This is a genomic window from Dyella ginsengisoli (assembly GCF_044904665.1).
In the GTDB taxonomy this organism is placed as follows: domain Bacteria; phylum Pseudomonadota; class Gammaproteobacteria; order Xanthomonadales; family Rhodanobacteraceae; genus Dyella_A; species Dyella_A ginsengisoli.
Genome location: NZ_JADIKM010000006.1, coordinates 404,501 through 414,807 on the forward strand (window position 1 = coordinate 404,501; position 10,307 = coordinate 414,807).

General features: G+C 56.1%; 8 protein-coding genes. 5 read left to right on the top strand and 3 right to left on the bottom strand.

Annotation, left to right across the window (positions count from 1 at the left end; translation table 11 throughout):
• Positions 1 to 774 precede the first annotated feature (774 nt).
• From ISP17_RS19010 to ISP17_RS19020, 3 genes are all read left to right on the top strand, one after another.
• Positions 775 to 1,233, top strand: a complete 459-nt coding sequence (locus ISP17_RS19010; protein WP_404636030.1) for an excisionase family DNA-binding protein — start codon at positions 775 to 777, stop codon at positions 1,231 to 1,233.
• 258 nt (positions 1,234 to 1,491) lie between these two features.
• Positions 1,492 to 2,493 carry a HamA C-terminal domain-containing protein gene (locus ISP17_RS19015; RefSeq protein ID WP_404636032.1) on the top strand — a complete coding sequence of 334 codons (1,002 nt, stop codon included), beginning with the start codon at positions 1,492 to 1,494 and terminating at the stop codon, positions 2,491 to 2,493.
• Positions 2,490 to 5,096, top strand: coding sequence for a DEAD/DEAH box helicase (locus ISP17_RS19020; RefSeq protein WP_404636034.1), 2,607 nt, complete (start codon positions 2,490 to 2,492; stop codon positions 5,094 to 5,096). The genes ISP17_RS19015 and ISP17_RS19020 overlap by 4 nt, the downstream gene beginning before the upstream one ends.
• 139 nt (positions 5,097 to 5,235) lie before the next feature.
• On the opposite strand, the gene ISP17_RS19025 is transcribed toward ISP17_RS19020, so the two are convergent.
• Positions 5,236 to 7,017 (bottom strand): SIR2 family protein, encoded by a 1,782-nt coding sequence (locus ISP17_RS19025; RefSeq protein ID WP_404636036.1) that lies wholly within the window; start codon positions 7,015 to 7,017, stop codon positions 5,236 to 5,238.
• 97 nt (positions 7,018 to 7,114) lie between these two features.
• On the opposite strand from ISP17_RS19025, the gene ISP17_RS19030 reads away from it, so the two are divergent.
• Positions 7,115 to 8,248 (top strand): hypothetical protein, encoded by a 1,134-nt coding sequence (locus ISP17_RS19030; protein WP_404636038.1) that lies wholly within the window; start codon positions 7,115 to 7,117, stop codon positions 8,246 to 8,248.
• Positions 8,249 to 8,602: 354 nt separating this feature from the next.
• On the opposite strand, the gene ISP17_RS19035 is transcribed toward ISP17_RS19030, so the two are convergent.
• Positions 8,603 to 9,154 (bottom strand): hypothetical protein, encoded by a 552-nt coding sequence (locus ISP17_RS19035; protein ID WP_404636040.1) that lies wholly within the window; start codon positions 9,152 to 9,154, stop codon positions 8,603 to 8,605.
• A 47-nt stretch (positions 9,155 to 9,201) separates the two neighbouring features.
• Complete coding sequence (locus tag ISP17_RS19040) at positions 9,202 to 9,612, bottom strand: hypothetical protein (RefSeq protein WP_404636042.1); 411 nt, start codon at positions 9,610 to 9,612, stop codon at positions 9,202 to 9,204.
• A gap of 569 nt (positions 9,613 to 10,181) precedes the next feature.
• Between ISP17_RS19040 and ISP17_RS19045 the strand changes: the two genes are divergently transcribed.
• Positions 10,182 to 10,307, top strand: a 126-nt coding sequence (locus tag ISP17_RS19045) for a transposase (RefSeq protein ID WP_404636072.1), incomplete at its 3' end; no start/stop codon positions are given.

Sequence of the window (10,307 nt, forward strand, 5' to 3'; positions counted from 1 at the left end):
CCGGCGAGACCAAATGTCGGCACACCTTCGAGAGCCTCGTGTTGCAGCACGGGGCTCTCGTCATTTCAGCGCTGGCTATGCGCTATGTCTTCATCACGTGCCTCCCGTGTTGGATGTTCGATAGCCCAGATGGGCACGGGTGGACTCTTCCGCCCAGCCGATTACCGCCCGCGTGGCTGCGAACCAGCCGCGCCGGCCGGGTAGTTGAAACATCTCTATGGGCAGCAGCCCTCTGCGCCTTGCGCGCAAGAGCGAATTTACGGAGGCGAACCCGAGCCACTGGGATGTTTCTGCGGCCGTCATGATGGGCTTGGTGACGAGGAGGCTCGCGAGCAGCCCATCAGTGGGGGAGGGAGCAGACATCGTTGATCCTCGAATTCGCCGCTCAGTCATCGAATTCACGCCTTCAAACCCGCATCAGAGTCTTTGACGGTTGTAGGCGGCTTGGACGTGGTCAAAGATGCCATATCCTTGAACTAGGCCACAAGTGGCGGATGCGTCTTAACTATATGTTTTGCAAGGATATGTGCGCATGAAAAAGCACACTATTTCGGCAGCAAAAGTTATCAATGCGGATGCCGAAATGGTGCATGTTTGCTGGCGATGACGAACCATTTCTACCCACAAAGCTGACAAGTTTGCACGCAGAAACTGCTACTCAATTTCGCGTTGGCTTTTGCGTTCAACAAGTTCCGCAGCTGTCGCGCCGTACGTTCGCTCCGCCGAGCTCACGGCAGATGTGCGCAGTAGCTCTCTCAGGCAAGGAGGTTGGTTATGCCCTCCATACAGAAGTTGAAACAGGCAGTTCTTCCTACCGAGCAGGACGTCGCGCTCGCTCGAGAGAGCGGCCGTAGGCTTGCGTCCCTTCTCGGCAAAAACGATGTGATCCAACTGCATGTCGGCGGGAGCAGCGACCAGCCGATCGAGGTGCCGTCCAGGGCACTTAGTATGCTGGTTGATGTACTCAGCTACATGGGGAGCGGTGATGCTGTTGGGCTGGTAACCGTGCCGGCGGACCTCACCACCCAGCGGGCGGCCGACTTTCTCAACGTGTCGCGCTCGTATCTCGATTCGCTGCTCCAGGCCCAAGCAATTCCATTCCACGCATCGGGCACTCATAAGCGCATCTCCTTGCGCGACTTGATTCGCTACAAGGCCCAACTGGATGTAGAGAGCAAAGCTGCACTCGATGCACTGGCCACGCAGGCCCAAGAGCTAGACCTCGGGTACTAAACTGCGGAAGGGAGGCTGCGCAGGGGACTCAGCGATGGGGCTGGTCCACCGGGGAGTCGAGCCGCGAGTGACCAGAAACCAGCCTGATGTTATAGACAGACAAACGAAAAGCGGGTCGGCATGTTTCGGATGTCTAGCTAATCCAAAGCTGGTTCGCATTGTCGCGGCTTTCGGCCGCCGCTATCCTGAAAAGCAGTCGGCGCCGTTCTCTTGCGGGCCAAACCTTGGAGATGTGCGCTACACGGAGAGGTGAGTCGCGTGGGGGACAACGAGAAGACAGACGCCGAAATCGTTCAAGGCGCGCTGGAGAAGCTGCTTGATCAGTCGCCGCTCGGGAAGTACGTCAGAACTGCAACCCGTTCCGTGGATCCGACTCCTCCCTCGACCACACTGATGTATGTCGGGTTTAAGGAGAATCTTGGCGACACACTAGCGCTGGCCAACTTTCTGTGGACCCAGGCACTGAACTACGCATTGACTAGGAAGCGTCGCGATCAGATCCGGACAAGGATGCAGAGCGCCCCGCCGGGCGACATTAGCGCGATGGCCGCCCCTGTAAACGCTGTGCGCGATGCGTTTATCGAGTTCCACCAAGATTATCCAAGCCGCGCAAGCGAGGTCGGAGAGGTGCTGGCTTACTGCATTGCCGTCAACGATCTTGGCGCTGCGCAGGTGGCTGCGAAAATGTCTCTTAAGACCTCGGGGAATATGCCTGTGCATGGACTCGACGGTATCCATGCCAAAGTAGAGGATGGCGCACTCTACGTATTCTTCCTCGAGTCGAAGTTGAGCCAGAGCGCGAACACGGGCGTCAAGGACTATGCCGAATCGATCGCCGGATTCGGCAACAATCTGAAGCAGTATCTGCTCGAGTACTCAATCGTTAAAGATCTGGGAAATCTGGACACGCTCGCCGGGTCTGAACGTGATCTGGCGCTCGCGTGCTTCGACGTGATGGACAGTCCGGGCACGGTCGAACGACGTGAGCGTTCGGTTGGGGTGATCCTGTACAAGGAAGGCCAGTTCGGCAACCTCCCTCCCATACAGGCTAAGCAGCCCGTTGGATATCACGAGGCCGAATTCTCAGCGGCCTACGCTGCGCAGCTGGCCCACCACCAACAGGCGGCGTTGAAGCACCTCAGCGCTGGGAACGTGGACCCCAACAAGTGTCATGTGTACTTCGTCGCTGTCCCCAACATCGATGAACTGCGTGAGCAGTTCTATACGCGCATGGGTTACAAGCCCAAGGTCAAGGAATGAGTACGTTTGCACACGACCTATCCACGCGCCTCGCCGGTCATACGTCCTTTTGGGACTATCTCGGGCAACTCCAGGGCGCCGGGGCCGCGCGCACTCTGGCAAAGCCGCTGTCCGACGCTCCGACCTTAGAGCTCGAAAAGTTGCATAAGCTGCTTTATTGCGCTTCGGTCTTCGCGCAGACCGAAAAGGACGAACTTAAGCGCCTCGCACAGACAATCGTCTTGAACACGTTGCTGTTGCATGAGGACGGAGAACTGCGGGAACGAAGCCTTGACGTTCTTACAGAACTTGGCAACTTTCCTGGGCTGTCACATGCCGAGCGCACCTACGGTGTTGGCGACCAAAGTTTACTCGGTAGGATAAACCGCAAGGTTGCGCAGGCTTTGAATACGGTGCCCATCAACGGACTGCCTGTGGCGCTCACCGACTATCAGAAACAGGTATGGGACAGCTTGCCCACATCCCGGGCGCTTGCTATCTCGGCACCTACTTCCGCGGGAAAATCTTACGTCGTCATCGAGCATCTTTGCCAGCAGGCCGAGAGGCATTCAAAGTTTGCCGCTGTCTATATCGCGCCGACACGTGCACTTCTTTCGGAAGTGCATCAAAAGATACAGCTCCGCCTTAATAACCGGGACGACATCCGGGTATCGACCGTGCCCTCGCTAGATCCGCTGCAGCGAACCTGCCAGATCTTCGTGCTAACCCAAGAGCGGCTGCAAGTACTGCTATCGATATGGAACGGGGCCTTTGACGTCGTGGTCGTGGACGAGGCTCAGAACCTGTCGGATCAGGCACGAGGGATGATCCTGCAGGACTGTCTCCAGACAGTGATCTCTCGACGCAGCACAACTCAGTTGGTTCTGCTTGCTCCGGGAGCTACAGGCCTTCTGGAGGTGGTCCGTGCTATCGGAGTGGAGGCGCTTCGTCCCGAGTTCACGGGTGTTTCTCCAGTGCTTCAGAACCGTATCATCGTAGGCAAAGTCAAAGGCCGTCCTAAGGAAATGCGGCTGCAGTTACTTCGCGGACCTAATGAGCGCGTTGAGATTGGCAACCTCGTGTCCACCCTTGGGCTAGACAACAAGTCCACGAGGCTGGCCGCTGCGGCACTCGAGCTTGGTTGTGGTGGTGGCTCGCTGGCGTATGAAACAGGCCCGCGGGAGGCAGAGAAAACTGCACTGCAGCTCATGAACGAACTGCGGCGCAGGCACCCCAATCCCCAAGATAAGTCTTTGCTGGACTTGTCGGCCTTCATCAGGCAGCACATCCATCCCGAGTATCAGCTCGCTGCGATGGTAGTCCACGGCGTTGCGTATCACTACGGCCGCATGCCCAGCTTGCTACGCGAGGCGATCGAGTCGTCGTTCAAACAACCCCAAGCGGGGCTGCAGTATCTGGTTTGCACAACTACCCTCGCGCAAGGGATCAACCTACCGGCACGCAACGTATTCATCGACACGCCCAAGCGGGGACGGGGAGTAAACCTTGATCCCGCGTTGTTGTGGAACTTTGCGGGTCGTGCTGGTCGCCTCAGCCAAGACGTTGTCGGCAACGTTTTCTTGGTGGATTACGATGAGTGGGACTCCAGGCCGTTGGACGAGTTTGTACCTTTCGAGGTGACATCGGCCATCACGACAACACTCTCCGAGCAATTCGACCGCGTGATTGAAGCTGTACAGGGCGACATGCCTGCTGTACGGCCGTGGGACGGGGAAGTTACTCAAATCAGAGCGTGTGCCGGCCTGCTGATCGCCAAGGCAGCGGCAGGGTTATCCGAAAGTTTCCTCGCGGCTGTTCTCCCGGCAGAACGCTTAACCTCCAAATTGGAAATAATGGAGGCCGCTGTTGCGGCTGCACAGAGAATTGGTCTGCCCGCGTCACTCCTTCATGCCAATTGGACCATCGATCCCTACGGATTGCGGCGTCTTTACAACAGGCTTTTAGAGAAAATCGACGCCGGTGATCTCGACGAGATTCTTCCGATGAACCCCCGCGAAGCGCCTGAGGGGCTTTACCAGAGCATCTTTATGCGCATTCTGCGCGAGGTAGACCAACAGCAGGGTAAATTCGGTGCACTGGTGGCTGGCTTGGCGCTGCAATGGATGAGGGGCGTTCCTTATCCAGTAATCCTTAAATATTGGGTAAAGCGGGCGCGCGCAGCAGAGGAGCGCAAGGCGCAGGAAGCTGCGAAGACGGGTTCTCGCTCGAAGAAGCCCAAGACCGTCGATGCGCTGATCCGGGAGGCATTCGATCTCATCGAGGAGGTTGTTCGCTTCCGCTTCGTTCAGCTGGGGAAGGCTTATCGCGACCTCCTTATATTTGCGCTGCAGGAGAAGGGCCTGCAGCATCGTGTCCCAGAGGTCTACGACTTTGCGCTCGCACTCGAACTCGGCGTTTCGACAGAGACGGGTACTGCTTTCGTCGAACTAGGCCTGTCACGGATTGCCGCATCTGCACTGGAGGATCTATTTCCAGATTCCAGCATGACGGCCGCCGAGGCTCGCCAGGCACTTCGTACTCTCGACGTAACAGCAAACGAGTTGAGTCCGGTCATAGTGGCCGAGCTCGATCGGCTCGGCCTTAGAGAGCTTGCAGCGGAATAGCCAGGTCAGATCGCGGTGGTCGGGAAGCCCGGTGCTTACACGTAGCTCCCCACGACTAGTCGGCCGGTATCCAGCTGTCAGCAAGATCTTCCGGGTCATCGCCCGCTGTTCATCGCGGCCCGAGAGTATGCAATCACCGTTACCAGGACATCTTGGCCACGTAGCGCTCGAAGCTTTTCACAAAAAGCTCCAGAAAGCGGCGACTTTTCCTGGCGAATCCTGCATCGAGTAGCGCAGCAATGGTCGCTTCGGACTGGAGCTCGTGAATAAGTGTCGTGGCTGATGACGAATGCCACCCCGCACGCCCGACCGGCATCCTTGCGAATAACCCTTGCGGTGTGTTCGACGCCGCTTGCTCCAGGCTCGCCTCGTCAGTCTCCTCAAGAAATGCCAGCGCTGCCACGGTCTCGAAGCGTTCGAATACCAATTCAAAGTCCGGCGACACGCCAGCAAAGCTCGAGCGCCAGGAAGACATGACATCAAGGAGGTGATCGCTAAGTGGCGTCTTGCGCTGCCCGAGGCCGTCAAGTTGCTTCCAGACGTCCTGCTCGTCTCCTTTCCATGACCATAGAAATAGCGCCGATACCAACCTGCGCGGTTCTCGACGCTCTCGGGGCCACGAGGCCACCAGGAGCTCGTGTAGCGTTTGCCAGCGTTGCGCGCGTGTCAGCCCAACGCCGTACGCAGTAAAGATCAGTACGGCGGGATAGGAGCGCAATCCGAGCCACACCTTGAGACCGCCTCCGACTTTTTCCGCGTGGTGATAGATACCTTTGATAATCTCGAGGAGCAACAGCAGTTCGTTACCGTCCCCCCATCGTCCAAGCGCCCCGGCCATGCGCGCCAGGGGCTCTGCAAGTGCTTCATATCGCGAAACTCGGGATCGAAATTCGTCTTGATTCCATTGTCCGTGGGGCGCGAACGAATGGTCATCTAGCTGCGCCACCAGTCGCTCGGCTTCTTGCGAAAACAGTTCGTCCAGTTGAATGCGGTATTCCGGCTTGGCTAGATACCGCTTCGTACTATTGACGAGCAGTTCGACGCCGAGTGGGTTCTGCCGTTGGCTTTGTTCAAGCGTTTCCACACGCTGCTGCAACGTCTGAAAAAATTCGTCCGCTCCTGCGATCGGAATGATCTTGGCATCACGGTGTTCCGCCAGTTCGGTCGCGCCAGCTCCGAGAGAGCCGCGTGCAGACCAATAGACAGGGTAGCGCCGATTCGGCGCGCGAAGAAATGCAGCGCGCAACGCGTGGTCCCATTCGCCCGACCAGCCACAAACGATCAGTCCATGCTCGTCAAAGATTCGATCGAGCAACCTGTCGTAGCTGCCGGGGTAGGTACTCAGCTCCTGATCGGTGTTTAGGATGCGTGCGTCCTTGTAGTCGCCGTGAAGCTTGAGCAGGTAGCAGCGGCTGTGTACCAGCGGTTCGGCGCCGGCAAGCGCATCCACCGATGCAACAACGGTCGGCTCGACACCCTGCTCTCGCAGGGCATTCTCCATGAGTCGATCGAAGTTGGTCGTAATGATGACCCGAATGTGACCCGAGCGAACCAATCGAGCGATCGCATGGTGCGCTTTGGTCGGAACCTTCCGGCCTTCCTCACGGTCCTCCGTGCTGGGTTCAATGTAGCGATGCAAGATGGCTCGCCGTTCCTCAGGTGAGCTAGCTATCTCCTCAAGCAACGCAGAGTAGTTGGGCTCCTGGCCCGTCTTGTCCCGATACCATCTTGCCCAGTCCGCTTGCTCTTCGGTTCCTTGGGCCATTGCGACACGCCGTACCAAATCCAGGGTGATTTCCCAACCGGTCGGGATTTCCGCTGAGCGGGAAAGCCCCGAGCCCAGGAGGACGGCAAATACCCCCTTGTTTTCGTAGACGGAGAACGCGAGTTGAGTGATAGGGTCGCTTTGAAGTAGCGTCATGTATGAGGGTCTCAATTCAGTGATTTGGTTTCCTACGGGCCTGGGCCAGCAGCCGCTACGTCCGTTTGCGCCTTTTCATTCATACAAGGAGCGGATCATGACGACAAGGAAATTTACGATGGAAGGGGGTCTTCATATTTTCTCGAGTCTTCCGTCGATATTGACGCCGGCAGATATCTATCGAGTTGCGCGCAGCCCTGATGCTAGGGCTCACTTGGTTGGGTCTAACGTCTATATCATTGCGTGTAGACAGAGAATATTATTTGATCAGCGTGAATTCCATCTGGATGGTGAGTTTTTTTGCGGATTTTTACTTGTAGTGAGAGATGGTGGCTGGCAGCAAGTGGCTTTTCGTTATCGATTAACCTTCGGGCATCATCAAGGTAGCCCCGATCAATGTGGTGTTGCTATTTCCGTTAATGGAACTAGTGCTTTGATTAGTAATCACATTGGGCAAGTTCTAATTGCTGTGCATGTGGTGGTGTCCGAGGGCGAGTGCGGCCTCTCCGATGATGAGAGAGATCTGAACGTCTTGTACGTCGGCCAGGGGCTTGGCCTTCGCGGGCAGAAGCTGGCTGTCGATAGGCTTTCTCGCCACTCAACGTTTCAGAGAATTTTGGCTGATTTCCATACTCATCATCCTGAGATGGAGATACTGATTCTTCTGTACAGATTCGAGCACGCACGGAACTTGATTAGTTCTGGAGGGAATATGGCGCTGGTTCCCACGGCTAACGAGCGTCAAGACGTTGAACATCTTCGTAAGATGCAAAAGGCTCGTTTTGATCGAAGGAAAAGGATTGCCCTGGCAGAAGCAGCTCTAATTAATTACTTCAAGCCGGCCTACAACAGTATCTTCACGAATACGAATTTCGCTTCGAATAGGAGACTGAAATTCCTAAACTCCATTGTCACCGAAGATATGGTGGGCCTCGTGGTTGAGCTCTCCACTTCCAACCTTCGTTTGAGGTTGCGATCTGAAGCGCAGCCGCCAGTTAGTCTCGATCAATCGACGCTAGAGCTGATGCGTGGTTTCGTCGAGAGCCCAGCGTGTGACGGAGAAGCGCGGTCCGAAATCGAGGGGATGATGATGAGTCACCGCATCAGCATACCCCTTACAAACGTGGATGAGCGGGATTCCTTTCTCCACGGGACTCGCTGGCCAGGCGACGACGACAGAATGCCCTACTTTTCGGGCTCCCCTAGAAAGGCCCAGTCGGCGCAGGACTGAGACGCCCACGCTTCCCCAAAGGTTCTGATGGAAGTCTGCGAGCAGATAGCAGAAGTGGGCTTCTGGCACGGGTCGCGCAAAGTGTTTAGTCAATCGATCGAAGTGCACTCGATTGACCACGACACTGCACCCAGGGGTCAGCAAATCCTCAAATGCGATCGCGTCGAGTCGGGCGAAATCTAGCTCCCCTGTTTCTCTCGCAGTCCGGTTTGGTGCTTCATCAATGCGGCAACTATCGAAGGAAACAAGCGGGACGCGCTGGAGTGACAAACGCCGACTGCCTGTATAAGAGGAAGTAAGCACCTTCCATAGGGGCACATCTAAGCGCGGGCGGAGTTGACCTTAGACGAATTGTCAGTCCTCGCCTTCGCGTATCGCGACGATGCGCTCTTTAGTCTTCTGGCCGCGCTTGAAGTACTCGAATGCCACCCGGTTTTGCTCGCGACAAATCTCCATGAAGATGCCAACCGCATAACCACAGACGTGCTCCGGGTGACCGTCCTCGAAGTTCCAGACACCGTTGTATGGCTCGCTTGTCATCGCGATCAAGCGATCAATGTCATTCGCCTTCTCGTGGGCGGGGCGGTTGGCCTTCTTAGCCTCAATGGCAATGAGGTTGTCCTTAGGCGCTGCGACCTCTCCGCGAGAGTGAACGATAAGATCAGCGGTGATTGATACGACTCGAAGCTCTCTGTTGATAATCGTCTTGACCTTCCCCCGTTGCTTTCGGTTGTACTCCGTGTCAGCGTAGTAACCCACTACGCCCTCGAACTCCAATTGCCGCTCGATGAAGTGAGCAAGACGCCCACAGGTATTACGCTCGCTTACGTCCGCTAGAAGCGTGTGTCCCTCACGGGCCAAGAACGAGTCGAACGCGTCGTTGAAGATTAGTTCTGGACGTCGCATACGGAATTGCCTGAAGAGGCCTAACGCTGGAGTTAGACAGTCGTTGCTTAGCGGCCCTGCTCTAGGGCGAAGACAATATTTGTGACTGCCTGATCGAACGCCTCGTGCTGATCGGGCTTGTTAAAGATTGCCCTTACAGCTTCAAGGCGCTTTGGGTTGAACGGCTCCCTTGGCTCTCCTTGCGCGAAGAATAGTCGAGGGTCTGGCAGAAGCTCCGAATATGGACGGTTATAGGTTTGCAGCAATGGCCAATATTCGATGAGCGAGCCGGCATATCGAAAGGCTGCAGTCACCCTCGGGTATGACTCTTCATGCGATAGAACCAATCGCTCATTGATTTCTGTCAATTCAATGGTGAAAAGGACGTCGTCCTTGTAAACGAACATCCGGTTTCCGTGAATGAGCCAATCTTCTCTATTAGAATGGCTCATGATTTTTTGCAGTTCCGCGTATTTCACGTATGCCTCCAAAAGGCCGTCTAACGTTGGAGTTAAGCGGCGCGCGTCAGCGCGTCCGCCTTGAACGAGATGTTATGCCCGCGCGCGAGCCACCAGTACCGCGATGAAGGCTAGTTGTAGCAGAACCACGCAAGCGTAAAACCTCCAGCCAGGCGGAGATGAATTGCGTACAACCACCACAGCGTACGCCTTGCTGTAGAGGAACGAGTAAGGGATGAGCGCAACGAATGCGAGGAGGATGGTCCAGAGTGCACCCATAGTCATGGAGCAAGCGACAACAACGACGAACATCGGTATCCCGAGCAGCTGCATGCGCCGGGTCTCTTGCTTGCTTAGCTCCGTGTAGACAAGCATTCGTGAATCTTCCTTGCGGGCCTAACTATCGAATATGCGGACAAGGCTGCCCGGGTATACATCCTTGGTCGTGCAATAAGCTCCTCGAGCAACCTCTTGTTCTTGCTGAATGCTATCTTTGCTGCGTTCAGCTAACAACCGAGCGTAAGCTCCCCCGCTAAGCAGACATCTCGAAAGTAGAACTTTCTGGCATCGTTCCCTAGCCAGGAGGTTCCATGAAGAAGTCGAAGTTCACCGAGACGCAGATCGTCTCGATCCTCAAGCAAGCCGACGCCGGGGTGCCCATCAAGGACATCTGTCGCCAGGCCGGCATCAGCGTGCCGACCTATTACCAGTGGAAG